Annotated in this window: 13 protein-coding genes; 5 read left to right on the plus strand and 8 right to left on the minus strand. The window is 63.7% G+C overall.

From position 1 onward, the window contains the following. Positions 1-28 precede the first annotated feature (28 nt). Positions 29-712, plus strand: a complete 684-nt coding sequence (locus BUB62_RS14700) for a helix-turn-helix domain-containing protein (RefSeq protein ID WP_143164196.1) — start codon at positions 29-31, stop codon at positions 710-712. Positions 713-790: 78 nt separating this feature from the next. After that, on the plus strand, positions 791-1,207 hold the full coding sequence (locus tag BUB62_RS14705) for a hypothetical protein (protein ID WP_073111310.1): 417 nt from the start codon (positions 791-793) through the stop codon (positions 1,205-1,207). Between the two features lie 89 nt (positions 1,208-1,296). Here BUB62_RS14705 and BUB62_RS14710 read toward each other — a convergent pair whose 3' ends face one another. From BUB62_RS14710 to BUB62_RS14725, 4 genes are all read right to left on the minus strand, one after another. After that, positions 1,297-1,872 (minus strand): phosphatase PAP2 family protein, encoded by a 576-nt coding sequence (locus BUB62_RS14710; RefSeq protein ID WP_073111312.1) that lies wholly within the window; start codon positions 1,870-1,872, stop codon positions 1,297-1,299. Then, on the minus strand, positions 1,869-2,822 hold the full coding sequence (gene hemF, locus BUB62_RS14715; protein ID WP_073111314.1) for an oxygen-dependent coproporphyrinogen oxidase: 954 nt from the start codon (positions 2,820-2,822) through the stop codon (positions 1,869-1,871). The genes BUB62_RS14710 and hemF overlap by 4 nt, the downstream gene beginning before the upstream one ends. Positions 2,823-2,953: 131 nt before the next feature. Continuing rightward, positions 2,954-3,472, minus strand: a complete 519-nt coding sequence (locus tag BUB62_RS14720; RefSeq protein ID WP_073111316.1) for a GNAT family N-acetyltransferase — start codon at positions 3,470-3,472, stop codon at positions 2,954-2,956. Between the two features lie 113 nt (positions 3,473-3,585). Beyond that, complete coding sequence (locus BUB62_RS14725; RefSeq protein WP_143164197.1) at positions 3,586-4,878, minus strand: hypothetical protein; 1,293 nt, start codon at positions 4,876-4,878, stop codon at positions 3,586-3,588. A gap of 264 nt (positions 4,879-5,142) precedes the next feature. Here BUB62_RS14725 and BUB62_RS14730 point away from each other — a divergent pair, with 264 nt between their 5' ends. After that, a complete protein-coding gene (locus BUB62_RS14730) occupies positions 5,143-7,326 on the plus strand; it encodes an alpha-ketoacid dehydrogenase subunit alpha/beta (protein ID WP_073111320.1) in 2,184 nt (727 codons plus the stop codon). Between the two features lie 106 nt (positions 7,327-7,432). On the opposite strand, the gene BUB62_RS14735 is transcribed toward BUB62_RS14730, so the two are convergent. Continuing rightward, positions 7,433-9,952 (minus strand): BamA/TamA family outer membrane protein, encoded by a 2,520-nt coding sequence (locus tag BUB62_RS14735; RefSeq protein ID WP_073111322.1) that lies wholly within the window; start codon positions 9,950-9,952, stop codon positions 7,433-7,435. A 47-nt stretch (positions 9,953-9,999) separates the two neighbouring features. Here BUB62_RS14735 and BUB62_RS14740 point away from each other — a divergent pair, with 47 nt between their 5' ends. Next, positions 10,000-10,743 (plus strand): TrmH family RNA methyltransferase, encoded by a 744-nt coding sequence (locus tag BUB62_RS14740; protein WP_073111323.1) that lies wholly within the window; start codon positions 10,000-10,002, stop codon positions 10,741-10,743. 42 nt (positions 10,744-10,785) lie between these two features. Here BUB62_RS14740 and BUB62_RS14745 read toward each other — a convergent pair whose 3' ends face one another. Together BUB62_RS14745 and BUB62_RS14750 are read right to left on the minus strand one after the other, a co-directional pair. Beyond that, the gene (locus BUB62_RS14745) at positions 10,786-11,928 is read right to left on the minus strand and encodes an App1 family protein (protein WP_073111325.1); all 1,143 of its coding nucleotides are present in this window, start codon (positions 11,926-11,928) and stop codon (positions 10,786-10,788) included. Positions 11,929-12,066: 138 nt separating this feature from the next. Further along, entirely contained in the window at positions 12,067-12,891 is an 825-nt protein-coding gene (locus tag BUB62_RS14750; protein ID WP_073111326.1) for a M48 family metalloprotease, read from the minus strand. Between the two features lie 602 nt (positions 12,892-13,493). On the opposite strand from BUB62_RS14750, the gene BUB62_RS14755 reads away from it, so the two are divergent. Continuing rightward, positions 13,494-14,603, plus strand: coding sequence for a DNA topoisomerase IB (locus BUB62_RS14755; protein ID WP_073111429.1), 1,110 nt, complete (start codon positions 13,494-13,496; stop codon positions 14,601-14,603). Positions 14,604-14,855: 252 nt separating this feature from the next. Here the strand turns inward: BUB62_RS14755 and BUB62_RS14760 are convergent, their stop codons facing one another. Further along, complete coding sequence (locus BUB62_RS14760; RefSeq protein ID WP_073111327.1) at positions 14,856-16,445, minus strand: hypothetical protein; 1,590 nt, start codon at positions 16,443-16,445, stop codon at positions 14,856-14,858. Positions 16,446-16,481 lie beyond the last annotated feature (36 nt).

Consider the following 16,481-nt stretch of genomic DNA (forward strand, 5'->3'; position numbering starts at 1 on the left):
CCCTGGGTGTAATCGAAATTATTTTTATTTGTTTACACCCAACGCCCACCCGCTTATGCCGCGCCGCGCCTCTCCTTCCTATACCCTGGCCGCCGCCGTGCGCCGGCACTTTGGCCTGACCCAGGCCGAGCTGGCCGCCTTCGTGGGCGTGAGCCAACAACAGCTGGCCCGCGTGGAGGCCGGCCGCAAGCAGCTCGGCCCCGGCCCCGACCAGCGCCTACAGGTGCTGGCCCGCCAGCTGCCCCCGCCCGACGGCCACGGCCCCGCGGCCCCCGATTTCACGGATGAGGCCCTACCCGCCGACCCGGCCGGGGCCGCCGAAACTCTTGCCGCCCTGCGCCAGCGCCTGGCCCGCTGCCAGTGGCGGCGCACCGACCTGGCCTACCAAGTGGGGCAGCAGCGCCAGCCCAACCAGCAGCGGCACCAGCGGCGGCGCTGGGCCGTGCGGGTGCTGGGGCCGCTGCTGGCCGCCCCCTTGCCCCGGCCCGACTGGCTGGCCCCCGGCGGCCCCGCGCTGCCGCTGCCGCCCTACCCGCTGGCCACCCCCGATGCCCCCCGCGACACGCACTGGCTCCAGGGGCTGGCCCTGCGCCTGGCCGCCACCCCCGCGCCGCTCTCGTCCGCTGCCGCCGCCCTGGCCCGCGCCCGCCTGGCCGGCCTCGATGCGGAAATTCAGGCGCTTACGGCCGCGCTGGTTGAATTTCCGGCGTAGTTTTCTAGCTTTAGCAGCCGGCGGGTACTCACGCCGCGCTATTGATTTTCTCTATCATTCTTTAACGCAATCTTTCTCATGGATTACTCTCTGCAGTTGCTCACCACCCGCGCCCAGTGCGACGCCGTGCTGGCCTACGCCAACGCCAAGCTCAGCCTGCTGACTTACCACGATGCCCAGACCGGCCGCCGAACCGGCAACCTGACCACCTCGGCCACCAACGACACCGCCGAGCTGCTCAGCCTGAACTCCTACATCACGGCCATGACCCCCGTAGTTCCGACCCTGCTCCCCGGCAAGGACCGCGACAAGCAGGCCAGCGACCTGCGCCTCAAAACCGACCGCCGCGACACGCTGCTGGCCCGCCAGAACCAGCAGGGCCCCGAGGCCCTCATCGAAGCCGAGGCCGAGGGCGGCCTGGTCGATGTGCAGGTGCCGCTCATCGAAGACCTTATCACGCAGGTGACGGCGCACCGAGCCACCCTGTCGGCCTAGCCGGCCCGCTGATACCCCCGCCACTAAAAAAGGCCGCCCCGGAGTGCCGGGGCGGCCTTTTTAGTGGCGAGTGATACGTTCAGGACAACTCAAATAGCGGCCGGCCACCACCGCGCGGCTCCGCGCTTATACAGCGTAGCGCAGCCCCAGGCCAGCAGGCTGCCCAGCAGCGCCCCGGCCACCACATCGGTGAGGTAGTGGGCGGCCAGGTAGATGCGGCTGTAGCTGAGCAGAATGGCCCAAACCAGCGTGAGCCACTTGGCCAGCCAGTAGCGCCGGGGCAGCACCTGCCACAGAAACACCGTGAGGGCAAAGCTATTAGCCGCGTGCGACGACATAAAGCCGAACTGCCCGCCGCAGCCGTGGGCCAGGTTCAGGGTGGCGGAAAGCTCAGGGTCGTGGCAGGGGCGCAGGCGGGCGAAGAAGGGCTTGAAGAAGCGGCTCGAAATGCTGTCGGCCAGGGCTACGCTGAACAGCAGCAGCGGCAGCAGCAGCCGGGCCCGCTGCCCAAACAGGTACACCAGCGCCATCAGCAGCACCAGATAAGCCGGAAACCACACGAAGCGCTCGGAGAAGAAAATCATCCACTTATCCAGCAGCGGCGAGTGTTGGTCGTTGGCGGCCAGCAGCAGCCGGCGGTCCAGAACTTGCAGCAGCTCGATCAAAGCGCGGCGGTTTCAACCCACTGCACGCCTTTGCGCAGCCAGCTTTGGGTAACTTCTTCGGCCGAGCCGGGGGCGGGCACCAGGTTGTAGTGCCACTCGCAGCGCGGCGGCAAGCTCATCAGAATGCTTTCGGTGCGGCCGCCGGTTTCCAGGCCGAAGCGCGTGCCGCGGTCGATGGCCAGGTTGAACTCGGCGTAGCGGCCCCGGCGCACGAGCTGCCATTTTTCCTCGGCCTCGCCGTAGGGCAGGTCGCGGTTCTGGTGCATCAGCGTAGTGTAGGTGGGCCCGAAAACGTCGCCCACGGCCTGCACGAAGGCAAACAGCTCCTCCGCGGTGCCGTCTTTGCCCACGGTGAGGCGGTCGAAGAAGATGCCGCCCACGCCGCGGGTTTCCTGGCGGTGGGTGATGAAGAAGTAGTCGTCGGCCCAGGCATGGAAGCGGGCGTAGTAGGCCGGGTTGTGCTGGTCGCAGACGGCCTTGAGCTGCTGGTGAAACCAGCGGGCCTGCGCCTCATCCACATAAATCGGGGTCAGGTCGATGCCGCCGCCGAACCAGGCCTCGCCGTTGCCGGCCTCGAAATAGCGCACGTTCATGTGCACGATGGGCACGCGCGGGCTGCGCGGGTGCTGCACCACGCTCACGCCGGTGGCGAAATACTCGGGGTTGGGCATCAGCAGCACTTTGGCGGCCTGCTCGCTCATGATGCCCATCACGGCCGAGAAATTCACGCCGCCTTTTTCCAGCACGTCGCCTTCCGTGAGCACGCGGCTGCGGCCACCGCCGCAGCCGTGGTGCTGCCAGGCATCTTCCTGAAAGCGGCCCCGGCCGTCGGCGGCTTCGAGCTGCTGGCAGAGCCGGTCCTGAAAATCACGCATCCAGGCTTCCACCTGGGCCCGAAAGGGCAGCGTGGCCACGGCAGCCGATGAGGAAAGGGGAGAAGGAAGGGACATAAGAAAACGACAGCCTGAAAAATGCCGCCCGGACGCTCGTAAGCCCGCCCCGGCACTGCAAACAAGTCCGACTCAGTTGAAAATTCAGTCAAACCAATTACAAAGATAAGCAGCCGCGGCTGGTACGGCCTTTAAGCCAGCGGCTTTTCCAGCACCAGCAATTCCAGCGGCTGCCGGGCCAGCCCGAAGCGTGGGTCGGTGGGGAAGGGCTCAACGGCGCCGGTGCGGTGGTAGCCGTGGCGCTCGTACCAGGCCAGCAGCTCGTGCCGAACCGAAATGACGGTGATGCGCATGGTGGGTAGTTGGTGCCGGCGGGCGTAGTCCTCGGCGGCCCGCAGCAGCTGCTTGCCAATGCCGTGGGCCTGCCAGGCCGGCGCCACCGACAGCATGCCCAGATACAGCGCAGCGGGCAGCCGCTGCAGGTATACCGAGCCCAGAAGGGCGCCTTCCGCATCGCGGCCGAGCAGAATGGTGGCGTTTTCGGGGGCCAGCAGGTCGCGCAGGGCGGCGGCATCGGTGCGCTGCCCGCCCAGCAGGTGCGCCTCCGTGGTCCAGCCTTTTTCCGATTCGGGGCCGCGGTAGGCGCTATTGACCAGGGCCACCAGCGCGGGAATATCGGCGGCCGTGGCCGGGATGATAGTGTGCAGCATAGGGCGAAGGTAGGGCAGGCGAGAGGTGCCGGCAAAAACGGCTCCCGCAAAAAAAAACGGCAGCCCGCTTCCGATGGAAACGGGCTGCCGGACTGCCTGCAGGGCAGCAAGCACTACTGATTCTGCCGGACTACCGCCGTATTGTTGTTGCCGTATTGCAACACGTCGCTGGTGTTGTTGGCCGCGCCCTGGTAGGTGCGGGCATCATTGCTGTTGCCCGTCTGCGTTTGCCGGGCATAGTCGCTGCTGCCCTGCTGGCTGATGTAGGCCTTGTTGCCGGAGTTCACCACCCCAGGGGTGCGGGCCACGCCGCCCACGCGCTGATTCTGGATGGCGGTGTTGCCCGTGCCGGTCTGGTCGATGGTGGCCGTTTCAAAGGCTTCACGCTGGGTCTGGGTGGCCTGGTTTTCGTTGCCGCTCTGCGTGATGGCAGCGTTCTGGTAAGCCCCGGTTTCATAGTCCCCGTTGGTCTGAAGCTGGGTGGCGATGTTGGCATTGCCCGTCTGGGTTACCGTTGTCCGGCTTTGGGCCACCTTCTCCTGGGTCTGGGTGCTTAGGTTGCCGGTGCCGGTCTGGGTCAGAGTGGCTTCCACGTTGCCTATCACCGCATTCTGGAACTGCGTGCCGGTGTTGCTCAGGCCCGTCTGGGTGATGGTGGCCGCCGCCCGCTCGCCGGCCTGGGCGGAGGTGCCCAGCTGCCGCTGACTGGCCGTGTTGAAGCTACCCTGCTGGGTGATGGTCGCCGTTGAGCGCCCCCCGGACTGCTGCTGGGCGGCGCTATTGCTGTTGCCCGCCTGATACACCGTCGCACTATGACTGCCTGACAGGCTGCCTTCGCCTTGCTGTTGGGTCGAGGTATTGGCTTCCCCCAGTTGCGTGGCCGTAGCCGTGTTGTAGCTGCCCTGCGCCTGGGTGGCCCGGTTGCGGTTGCCCACGTCCTGCAGAATGGTAGCCGTGGAGCTGCGGCCGCTCTGGGTCTGGGTGGCGTAGTTGAGGCCGCTGAGCTGCTGAATGTCAGCGCTCAGGCTGAAGCCGCCCTGCCGCTGGCTGGCGTAGTTGCCGCTGCTGCCCGCCCGGACCGAGCCCTGGCGGATGGTGGCCCCAACGCCGCCTAGCTCCGACAGCTGCTCCTGCACGGCCTGCTGGTCGTTGCCCATCTGGTCCGTGCGGGCCGACTGGCGGTTTCCGGTCTGAGTTTGGGTCACTTGGTTGTTGTTGCCGCTGGCACTGCCCGGGTTCACGGCCGCATCGTTCTGGTAGGCCGTGGCGGTATTGCCCCTGCCGCCGATTTGCGTCACCGTAACCAGGTTGTTGTTGCCGTAGCTGGTGGAAATCTGGGTATTGTCCTGCGCCGCCGCCGTGCCGCCCCCGAGCAGGGCCACAAAAAGTAATTTGATTGGTTTCATGCTGAGAATAAAAAAGGTGAGGGAATAAGGCCCCTGCAGGGCAGTTATAACGCTCAAGTTATGTTAAAATATGGCTAATAAAAATAAACAAAATTATATTAAATGCAATGCGACACCCTGAGTGGGCCGGAGCTAGCTGCCATCTATAAGGTAAGTGAGTGCTAAATTCGATCAGCGTGGATGTGGGAGCAGCTGAAAGGGGCCTGGCGCGATGTTGCTGTCAGTTCGAAACCGTAATTTCGCTCTTTCAACCGCCGCTCCTTCATGCCTACGCCAACCCTGCCCGCCCCGGAACTCCAGTTTATTGATTCGCACGCCGCCGTCGAGCCCGACGTAGCTACCCAGCTGCGGGCCTACCGGCTGATGCGCACGGCCGACGAGCTGGCCCGCCTCTACGAGGAAAACAAGGCCGTGACGGCCAAATACGTGCACGCCACCGCCCGCGGCCACGAGGCCATTCAGCTGGCCGCCGCCTTCCACCTCAGCGCCGCCGACTACGCCGCGCCCTACTACCGCGACGATGCCATGCTGCTCGGCCTCGGCATCACGCCCTACGAACTGATGCTGCAGCTGATGGCCAAGCGCGATGACCCGTTTTCGGGCGGGCGCACCTACTATTGCCACCCTTCGCTGCGCCGCGCCGGCTTCCCCGTCATTCCGCACCAAAGCTCGGCCACCGGCATGCAGGCCATTCCGGCCACCGGCATGGCCCACGGCCTGAAATACCTGGAAAGCCAGGGGATTGTTAATTCTGAATTAGGAATTCTGAATTCTGAATTGGAAACGCCGGTTTCCGAAAACCTAATTCAAAATTCAGAATTCAAAATTCAGAATTCCGTCGTCGTCTGCTCCATCGGGGATGGGGCCATGACGGAGGGCGAGGTGAGCGAAGCGCTGCAGATGGCCGTGCTGCATCAGCTGCCTATTATTTACTTAGTCCAGGATAATGAGTGGGGCATATCGGCCACCGGCCGCGAGATGCGGGCCATGGATGCCTACGAGTTTGCCGCCGGCTTCAAGGGCCTGCAGCGCCTGCGCGTGAACGGGGCCGACTTCGCCGACAGCTACGCCGGCCTGGCCGCCGCCTTCGAGTACGTGCGCCGCACCCGCGGCCCGATCCTGGTGCACGCCCGCTGCCCGCTGCTGGGCCACCACACCAGCGGCGTGCGCCGCGAGTGGTACCGCGGCGACGACCTGGCCGCCCACACCACCCTCGACCCCTTGCCCCGCCTGCACCAGCAGCTGCTGGACCTGGGCGTGAGCGAAGAGGAGCTGCAGCAGCTCGGCCAGGAGGCCCGCGCCCTGGTCGAGGCCGACTACCAACGCGCCCTGGCCGCCCCCAATCCCGACCCGGCCACCTTCGCCGACCACGAGTTTGCCCCGCCCGCCGTGACGGAGGAAGCCGGGGAGCGCAGCCCCGCCGGCGCCGACAAAGCCCTTCTGGTAGATGCCGCCCTGCACGCTGTAGACGACATTCTGCGCGAATTTCCGGAGGCGCTGTTCTATGGCCAGGATGTGGGCGGCGAGCTGGGCGGCGTGTTTCGCGAGGCGGCGCTGCTGGCCAAGAAGTACGGCGATGCCCGCGTGTTCAACACCCCGATTCAGGAGGCCTACATCGTGGGCAGCACGGCCGGTATGAGCGCCGTGGGGGCCAAGCCGATTGTGGAAATTCAGTTTGCCGACTATATCTGGCCCGCGCTCAACCAGCTGGTGGAAGAGCTGTCGAAATCGTGCTACCTCTCCAACGGGCAGTTTCCGGTGCAGGCGCTCATTCGGGTGCCCATCGGGGCCTACGGCGGCGGTGGGCCGTATCATTCGGGCTCCATCGAAAGCACGCTGCTCACCATTCGGGGAATTAAGGTGGTGTACCCATCCAACGCGGCCGACATGAAGGGCCTAATGCGGGCCGCCTTCCTCGACCCCAACCCGGTGGTGATGCTGGAGCATAAAGGCCTGTATTGGAGTAAAGTACCGGGCACCGAAGACGCCAAAACCGTGGAGCCGGCCGCCGGCTACGTCATTCCGCTGGGCCAGGCTGCCATTGCCCAATCTGCTGATGCTGAGAAGCTGCGTCAGGGCGAAACCTGCGCCGTAATTACCTACGGCATGGGCGTGCACTGGGCCAAAACCGCCAGCAAGCAGTTCCCCGGCCAAGTCGAAATTCTGGACCTGCGCACCCTGAACCCGCTCGACTTTGAGGCCGTGCAGGGCGCCGTGCGCCGCCACGGCAAAGCCCTGGTGCTTACCGAGGAGCCGCTCATGAACTCCTTCGCCGAGAGCCTGGCCGGCCGCATCCAGCGCACCTGTTTCCAGCAGCTCGATGCCCCGGTCTTCACCCTCGGCGCCGCCAACCTGCCCGCCATTGCCCTAAATGTGGAGCTGGAAAAGCAAATGCTCCCTAGTGCCGAAAAAGTAGCCGCCGCCCTGGCCGAGCTGCTGGGGTATTAAGTGAGATAGTGAAATGGTGAGATAGTGAGTTTGATGTTTTAGAGGCGCATTCCGCGCAAGTGGCGCAGCTGGCGCCTCTAAAACATCAAACTCACTATCTCACTATTTAGAAAGGATACCCGATACCGATGTTGAAAGCGGTTTGGTTGTCGCTGAGGCTGAAGCGGGAGATAACGAACTTGTTGCCCAGGGCCGTGGGGTCGTAGACTTTGGTGGCTACGTCGAGGCGGAGAATGAGGAAGGTGAAGTCGAAGCGCACGCCCACGCCGGAGCCTACGGCGAACTGGCGGTAGAAGCGGTTGGCCTGGAACTGGGCTCCGGGGCGCAGGTTGTCGTCGTTCAGCGTCCAGACATTGCCGAAATCGGTGAACAACGCGCCGTTGATGAAGCTGTACAGCGGAAACCGATATTCCAGGCTGCCCTCCATCAAAATTTCGCCGGGTTGCTCCAGGTCGAAATTCTGCACGGTTTCGCCGTTATCCGTTTTGGTAGAGGTGTAGGTGCCAGGCCCCAGGCGCCGCGGTCTCCAGGCCCGCACGCTGGACGCACCGCCGGCAAAAAAGTACTTGTCGTAGGGAATAACGTAGCGCCTCTGAATCACCGTTTCACTTTCGCCCGGAATGGTAGGACTGGGTATCACCACTTCAACGCTGCTCTTGGATAAGGCACTTACAATACCCGCATTGAGCCGGTACACCACAAACGACTTTGGCCCAATCTTGTAATAGCGGCGGTAGTCGGCGTTGAGCTTGGCGAAATTATACACATTCAGGCCCAGCTTGTCCTTCAGATACGTTTCATACAGACTCTTTGTGAGGCCGCCGGCTTCCGCAAACAGCCGCAGATAATAGGCGTTGCGGGTCTGGTTGAAATCGTTGGAGTTGTAAAGCGAGGTAGCGTTGAACGTAGGCACCAGCTGCCGGCTGAAGCTCTGCTTCAGCGGCGAGCCCCGGCGCGCCAGCGAGTTGAGCGTGTCGCGAAAGGCATCATCCAGGCGGGGCGTGTTTACCAGACTGATGGCCACCGGAGTCAGCACGTACTGGTGGAACGCCGAGCGCTGCCAGATATAATCGTAGGTGGCCTCCAGGTTGGTGCGGGTGTATTCGGGCCGGAGCACGTAGTTGTAGGCCGCATTGATGCGGGTGCGCGGATTGTATTGGGTCAGGAAGCGGTTTGTGCGCCAGGGCACCAGAAACTGGGGCAGCACCAGGTTAGCATTGGCCCCCAACTGGGTGGTATACACGCTTTGCGCCGGCAGTCCTTCTACCTGCCCGGTGCGGGTGTACTGTCCCTCAAAACCGGCCCGCACGCCCAGTTCCAGCACTTCCGCCCCCCCAAATACGTTCCGGATTTTGAGCCGCTCATTCGCGAATGGACCTAGCAGCAGTGCCACGTAAGTAGCGCCGGCTTCGGTGGTTTCCTGGTATTTCTTGGCCGGTGAGGCGTTAATGACGGCATCCAGCTGCCGGCGGGTGGTGTCGCCGGTGGTCTGGTTGCGCACGCGCAGGTAGTTCACGGTATTGAAGCGGAACACGTCCAGGTTGCTGAGCTGGCGCTGGGTGAGCAGCGTGCTACTCAGGCTGTACGTGTCGCCGGGGCGCACCGTGAGCTTGCGGTCTAGGGTTTTGGGGCTGATCTGGTGCTTGTAGGCCAGATAATACACCGAGTCCTGCACCAGCGTATCGCGGGTCTGGCCGAAGCGGGTGAGGCCGGCATCGGCAATGAAGCGCACGCGCCGGATGGTGTACTGGTAGTGCCGCCGGCCCGCCGGATCGGCAATGAGGGTGCGCAGGCGCACGGTGGCGGGGGCAAAGCTGGTATCGGCTTCCAGGGTCACGTATTGCTGGCGAAAATCGAAGTAGCCCTGGTTTTTGAGCAGCGTTTCGAGCCGCGCCCGCTCGTTGCCGATTACTTCCTCGTCGTACTGGTCGCCTACGTGCAGCAGCGAGGCCGGCTGGCTGGCCACCACGCGCCGCGCAATGGCCGAGTCGGGAATGTCGAAATCGAGCTGGGAGTACTTGAAAGGCTGATTTTCGGTGATGCGGTACGTCACCGTCACGCGGCGGTTGTGCACCGTATCGGGCCCGCCCAGCAGGCGCCCGAGCGAAAAGCGCCGGTCAGCCACAGTGTCGGTGGCGGTTACTTTGCTGCGGAAAAAGCCCTTCGATTTCAGAAATATACCGATCTGCTCTACCGTCCGGCGCGTGAGGGCCGAGTCGTAAATCACCGGCGGCTCGCCGATGCGCATGATGGCGTTGCCCTTGTCGATGGTGCGCTGCAGGCGGCTGGTGCGCTTCTCGCGCCGCACCAGCAGCTTGCCCACCTTCACCGAGTCGGGCCGGGCCGCCTGCAGGCGCTCATCAAACTCTTTCTGGATGCGCGCAAGCTTGGTTTGCAGCCGCTCCTTATTGTACACGGTGCGTCCCAGCTGATAGATTGCTAGCTTTGGCAGCGGAAAGCTTGTGTTGGGCTTTTGCTGATACAGGGCCGCAATCCGCTCGGCATCGGCCTGCTCCACGCCCACCAGCCGCACGCGGCTGAGCAGCTTCTGCTTCGGCCCGAGCAGGCGCAGCGGCGAGCAGCCCACCAGCAATAGCAGCAAGGCCCCGGTCAGCGCGGCGGGCATTCTTCCGGTAAACACCGCCCGGCGAGGGGCAGTAGGCAACAGCGAATATGGTTTCAAAAGCAGTAGCGAAATATATCCACGCGCTGCACCTGAAAAAGTACCGGCTTCGGCATGGCGCTTTTCTGGTGGAAGGCGGCAAAAGCGTACAGGAGCTGCTAAGCTCCGGACTTCTAACGGAGCGGGTGCTCCTGACGGCGGAGTACGCGGCAAAAATCCCGCCGTTGCCCGCGAAAGTACCGGTTGAAATTGTAACGGAGGCCGAACTGACCCAGCTGGGCACCCTGGCCAACAACACCACCGCCCTGGCCATTGCCCGCCTGCCCGCCGAAACCGAGCTGCTGCCGGCCCCCAACCGCTTGCTGCTGGCCCTGGATCAGGTGCGCGACCCCGGCAACCTGGGCACCCTCATCCGCCTGGCCGACTGGTACGGCCTGCACGGCGTGGTGTGCTCCGATACCTGCGCCGACCCCTGGGCGCCCAAAACCATTGCCGCCACTATGGGTTCGTTCGCCCGCGTAGCCATCTGGCAGCGCGAATTGCCCGAGTGGCTCGATTCGCTGCCCGCCGCGCTGCCGCGCTACGGTGCCCACCTCGAAGGCGACAACGTGCACCGCCTCGCGCTGCGCCCCGGCGGCGTGCTCATCATGGGCAGCGAGTCGCACGGGCCGCGGCCAGAGGTGCTGGCCCGGCTTACCCAGCGGCTTTACATTCCGGGGGCCGGCGGCGCCGAAAGCCTGAACGTGGCCGTGTCAGCGGCTATTCTGCTGGATAATTTTCATCGGGAGCTGTAGGAGAGGAGCCGGGGGTGAGGCCCGCGGGGCTGCTGGTAAAACCTACGCTTCCTTCGCCGTCTCGTCTTTCTGCTTTTCGGCTTCCACGGCCGGAATGGCCTCGCGGAAAATCAGGCCACTCTGGGCGGCGTGCTCGGCGGCCTGCACGGTGTCCTGCACCAGCAGCATCTCCACTTTATCGGTGCGCAGCTCCTCCGATACCTTCTCGACCAGCGCGGCGCGGTCGGGGCGGAGCACGTCGCGGATGTAGATGGCCAGGATGCGGCCGGGGTGGCGACGCACTACTTCGCGGTAAATGTTGGCGTCTTCCTGGCCGCTGTCGCCGATGAGCACGAAGGGCAGCAGCGGATAGGTAAGCAGCAGGTTGTCGATTTCGCGCAGCTTGTGGTCGTGGTGGCTGGAGGGCGCGTTGGCCTTGCGGCCCCCGATGCCGAAGTCGCGCAGCAGCAGCGGGCCGGGCGGAATCTCATTCAGCTCCAGGAAGTCTTCCAGCAGATCATACAGGTTCCAGGGCGACGAGCTGACGTAGAAAAACGGGTTGTTGCGCTTGCCGTTGCGGCCCAGCTGCAGGGCGCGGTAGAATTCAGCCACGCCCTTGAAAGGTAACCGCGAGCGGGCATTGCGCAGCAGCACCGTGCGGGCCATACGCAACAGGTCAGTGGCCGAGGTCTGAATCACGGTATCGTCCAGGTCGCTAATGATGCCGTATTCGGCGTCGGCGGGCGGAATCAGCACCGGGGCCATGGCCGACAGGCCCGCCGGCAGCGGCAGCGGGGCCGGCACCGCCTTCAGCAGTACCTCCACCGGATACCACATAAAATCGATGGGCGTGGGCAATGATGTAGGCTCCAGGTTCAGGGTGAAATAGCCCTCGTCATCGGTCATAATGGGGTGCTCAGAGCCGTCGGCGGGGCGCACCAGCAGCTGGGCCCCGGCAATTTCGTTGCTCTCGAAGCGCCGGTACATATCGGCCAGGTTATGCCAGCGCGAATCGTTGGTGGTCGGTTCGCCCAGGCCCTTGTCCGTGAGCAGGCGGCCCTTCACGTAGAGGCGCGTGGGCGTGCCGTAGCTGCGGTAGGGCACTATCTGCAGGGGTTTGAGCAACCCGAGGCGGGCGCGGGCCCGCAGAATCAGGTCGTCGGCGTGCTCGGTCCAGTCGCCTAGTTTGTTGAGAAATGAGTTCATAGCCGGTGCGTGGAAAGAATTCCTTACGCGCAAAGCCGGCCCGAATGTTACCGCCGGCCTGCCCGGAGCGGGCCCGCAGCCAACAAAAAAAGGTCCGCTGCCGGAGCAGCGGACCTTTGCGAAGCTGTTAGCAGCAGCCTACAGCAGGCTTTTCAGCGCTTTCAGGTTCGTATCGTTCTGGGTCTTGCCCTGGCACTTCAGCTCCGCCGCTTTGGCCTGAATGGCCTGAATGCGGTTGTCGGGGTTGGGGTGAGTGCTCAGGAACTCGGGCTGGCTGGCCTCGCCCAGCTGCTGCGACTTAATGAAGAAGCCCGCCGTGCCATCGCAGGCATACTCGGTGCCGCTCAGGTACGTCACCGAATACATATCGGCCTCCCGCTCGAAGTCGCGGCTGAATTTGAGCTGCCCCAGGCCGGCTGCAATCTGGGCCAGCTGGCCAGGATTTTCGCCCAGCACCACGCTCAGCAGCAACCCAATGCCGTATTGCTGCTGCAGCTGCCGGGAGGTGTGGCGGCGGTCGGCGTGGGCAATTTCGTGGGCCAGCACGCCGGCCAGCTGGTCTTCGTGGTCGAGAAACTTAATCAGCCCCGAAAACACGTAAATGTGGCCGCCGGGCGAAGCAAAGGCGTTCAGCGTCTTGTCGTCCTTGATGATTTTTACGTCCCAGGGAAACTCGTTGCGGTATTGCAGCTGCCCGGAGCTGTTGTTAAGCACCTTATCCACAATGATTTTCAGGTGGGCATAGGCCTGGTTGTTGCGCGAGTCTTTGGGGTCGAGCAGCTGGCCTTTGGCGCGGTAAGTGGAGTCGGTTTGGGCGGCTACTTTGTCGCCGAGGGCTTTGTCATCCTCAATGGAAAACAGCACCACCCCGTCGCCGCCGCCGTCTTTGGAGCAAGAAGAAATGCCGATGGAAGCGGTGGTCAGGGAAAGGAAAAGCAGAGATTTAGAAAGCAGCTGACGCATAGGTGGCAGTTGAAAAAAGTGAAACAAGGAGGGGTAGGGTAAGGGCGGCAAAGAAAAAACGGTGCCAAAAGTCTCCGGAACCCCATACGGCCCGCCCCCCAGGCCCGGTTGCCAAAATTTGAAGACACACGGTCGGGCCGCCACCAAGGGCCCGCCGTCCTACAGGGGCCGCCGCCGCTCCGAATGGTGTTTCCGTCGCTCCGAACTATGCCTCCGCCGCTCCGGGAGGTTCTTCCGCCCGCCCGAATGGTCTTTACGCCCGTTCTAGGGGCATTTACGTCGTTCCGAACGGTGTTTACGCCCGTCCGAGAGGTCTTTACGCCTGTCCGAACAGTCTTTACGCCGCTCCGAATGGTCTTTACGCCGGCGTAAGCCTTCCTGGGAGCCGTTTGAACGGTGTAGAGACGCATACTTGCGTCTCGTCGTTGAACGACTCCGTTGAACGGCGCGGCCGACGAGACGCAAGTGTGCGCCTCTACAAGGTTCTACTGGCCAAAAAATACCTGCGCGTGGCAGATGCTTCAGAGTTTCTCCTTTTCGCGGGCAATTGCGTACAGAATGCCCCGCCGGCCAACTTCAGCCGCCGTCCGCTGTTCCCCTCTATGTCCGCTACCGCCCACCCCCGCCTGAAAGTCAAAAAGAAGAAGCTTGCCCCGCTCGAAGAAGCCCACGAGCTGTACAAGGACCCCGCTCGGCAGGCCCAGCTCGCTGGCCTGCGCTACGTGCCCGATACCCGCCCCGGCCTCACCCGCCAAACCGCCCCCGACGGCACTTTTTCCTACCTGACGGCCAAAGGCGAGCCGGTGACAGACGAGAAAACCCTGGCCCGCCTCCAGGCCTTCGTGATTCCGCCGGCCTGGACCGATGTGTGGATTTCGCCCACCGCCAACGCCCACCTGCAGGTGACGGGCCGCGACGCGAAGGGCCGCAAACAGTACATCTACCATCCCACCTGGGATGTCACGCGCAGCCTCACCAAGTTCAGTCGCCTGCGGGCCTTTGGCGAAAAGCTGCCCGAGCTGCGCCAGCGCATCCAGCAGGACCTCAAGCGCCCCCAGCTGGATAAGCCCAAAGTGGTGGCCCTGGTGCTCACGCTCATGGACCAGTCGTTTATCCGCGTCGGCAACCGCGAATACGCCAAAAAGAACAAGAGCTACGGCCTCACCACCCTGCGCGACCGGCACGTGCAGGTGGCCGGCAGCGAGGTAAACTTTCGCTTCGTGGGTAAAAAAGGCGTGCCCCACGATGTGACCCTGCACGACCGCCGCCTGGCTCGCCTGGTGCAGAAGTGCAAGGAGATTCCCGGCCAGCACCTGTTTCAATATTACACTCCCGACGGTCACCGCACCGAGCTGGAATCGGGCGACGTGAACGGGTATCTGCAGGAAGTAACGGGCCTGAGCCTTTCGGCCAAGGACTTTCGCACCTGGGGCGGTACCGTGAAAATGGTGGAATGCCTGGAAGCCGTGCTGCGCGAGGAGCCCGACTTGCCCAAGGAAAAAGTGCTGAAAAAGGCCGTGAAAGACGTAGCCGCCGGCCTGGGCAATACGCCCACCGTGTGCTCCAAATACTACATCCATCCCCAGGTAGTGGAGCTGTTTCACGCCGATAAGCTCATCGACTACCTCCGCAAGCACGACGCCGACCCCACCGAAAACGACGTGCTAACCCCCACCGAGCACATGGTGCTGGATATGCTGGCGGAGGTGTAACGCCCTGTCATTGCGAGGAGGCACGACGAAGCAATCTGTCCTGCACAATGAGATAAACCTTGATTAAACAGAAAGCCTGTCGTCTGTCATTGCGAGCAACGCGAAGCAATCCGTCCTGGACAATGAGCCAAGCTTTAATTAAACACAAAGCCCTGACGTGTGCATGCGTCAGGGCTTTGTGGTAAAAAGGAGTTTCGCACATTTCAGAGGACGGATTGCTTCGTCCTTCGTCCTCGCAATGACAGGGACGAATCAATACCCTTCCCGGTCATACGCGTGCATCAGCACGCCTTTGCGGGTTTTGTCGCGCACTTCGGGGCCTTCCGAAACGCTGTTGCCGCGGTTGGTGTCATGGTACACGGTTTTCTTGCTGCCGTGCCGTACGCGGGAGGTGTCGGTGAGCTTGTCGGCCGCGGGGCCGCCGAAAATCTCGACCCGCAGGCCCCGCGCTACCTCACCGCTCACCTCAAATTCGTCCTCGCCATCGAGGCCGTGCAGGGTGAGCAGCTTGGTTTCGGCGTGGCGCAGCAGGCGGCGGTAGAGCAGCGAGTCGGCCAGCGGCTTTTCGTCGTTGTCAGGCAGGTGATACACGCTAACCAGGGTGGTCGAATCGGTAAGGCGCTGCACCACGAAACGCTCGGCCGCATCGGTGCCGGCCACCGTGACATGCCGGGCCAGCTGCTGGTAGAAAGTGCGGGCAGCGGCCGGCAGCGCGGCCCGGCGGGCCTGCAGCGTGGCGGCAGTATAGGCCCCTTCGCGGGCATACACGGGCAGCGGCAGCCGGCGCACCGCCCCCTGAATCACGCCGTCCGTCAGCCGCTGCTGCAGCTCGGTAGCCAGCTGCTGAAACTGCGCCCCAGTCACCTCCGACAGCCCCCGCTCATCAATGAAACGGGCATTTTTGACCAGCCCGCCGATGTCCTCATACTTGGGCCGGAAGGTGCGGAACTTGCGCACGCCCCAGCGGCGGCTGACCAGCCACGGAATCAGGCCGTCGTCGAAGCGGTAGAACACCTGGTCGCGGTCTTTGGGGATGGGGCGGTAGCGCGTGCGGCCCGCCTGCTGGTACACGGCCCACTGCCACTGGCCCTCGTGCCGGTCCCAGTCGCCCAGCCAGATATCGAGCAGGCGGGCGCGGGCAAAGGCCAGCTGGTCAATCTGGTGCGTGGGCTGCTGGTAGCGGGCCCGCAGCATCTGGTCGCTGTCTACCAGGTCTTCGGCGCTGCCGAAGGCCGGCGTGAGGTTTTCCTTGCCGTCAAATTTCTCCTCCAGCATCACCACTTTGCCCTGAAACAGGGGTGAGGACGCACCCAGGCCGGTTTCATCGGCGCGCACGTAGAATGGGCGCGGGTTGGTATGCGGCACGCCGGCCGCCTCGGCCAGTGGCGGCACCACGAAGGCCCCAAACGGGTTGGCCGCGCTGGTAGCATCGCGCACGATGTTGAGCAGAAATGTCTTCTGCATCACCTTGGGCAGGGTTTTGTAGGGGTCCTTGTCGAGGGTGCGCAGGGCGTAGGTGCGGCCGTTGGCGCCGTTCACCGTCATGCTGGTGCTCTGAAAGCCGCCGCCCATCTTGCCGGGCTGCAGGCCGCCGGGCACGGCCGTACGCAGGTTCAGTACCGGCAGCACTACGGGCGTGGCCCACACGGCGCGGTAGTGGGGGCCAAAAAACAGGTTCTGCACGGGGCCGCGCACATAGTGCCGGCCCGCCGTCACGCGGGCACTGTCGGCCAGCGGGCGGCCCGCGGCTTCCGACAGGCGGGCATCAGATTGAAAATAGTGCTGCCGAACGCAGCCGGCACTCAGCACGGAGAGCAGCAGGAGGGGTAAGCGAAGGGTCATTGGGGGCAGAAAAACGCGGCTTGAGTCCTTGAACGC

The sequence above is a fragment of the Hymenobacter daecheongensis DSM 21074 genome, from assembly GCF_900141805.1.
Lineage (GTDB): Bacteria > Bacteroidota > Bacteroidia > Cytophagales > Hymenobacteraceae > Hymenobacter > Hymenobacter daecheongensis.